The 449-nt window shown below is 76.2% G+C and carries 1 pseudogene; it reads left to right on the top strand.

What is annotated here, in order from left to right:
* Positions 1 to 449: pseudogene (locus tag DEIPI_RS39500) on the top strand (hypothetical protein); the annotation flags it as partial.

Below are 449 nucleotides of genomic sequence, written 5' to 3'. Positions count from 1 at the left end.
GGCGGCGTGATCCTCACGGACGCGCCCGCGCACCGGACGCGCCGGGCGCACCTGAACGCGCCCTTCTCGGCGGCGTCGCTCGCGGCCCTGCGCGACAGGGTGCGCGCCGCGCTGGAGGACGTGCGCCCGCAAGGCGAGTTCGACGCGCTCGCCTGGGCGGACGAGGCGACCCTGCGGATGCTCAACGCCGCGTACTTCTCCGGGGAGTTCCCGCAGACCCTGCTGCACGCGTTCCTCGCGCCGCTGCGGCGCCCCTTCCCCGCCCCTATGTTCCCGAGGCCCGCGCTGTTCGCGCGCGTGAACGCCACGATCTCGCGCCTCGCGCGCAGACGGCTCGAGGAGGGCGGCGACGACCTCCTCGCGGCCCTCGCGCGGGTCAGCGGCACCGTCCAGGACGACCCGCGTGACGCTCGCGGCGGCGCACGACACGACCACGCACACCCTCGCGT

Origin of the sequence: Deinococcus pimensis DSM 21231, assembly GCF_000519345.1 — a bacterium.
Classification (GTDB): domain Bacteria; phylum Deinococcota; class Deinococci; order Deinococcales; family Deinococcaceae; genus Deinococcus_A; species Deinococcus_A pimensis.
This window is presented reverse-complemented; position numbering and strand designations above follow the sequence as displayed.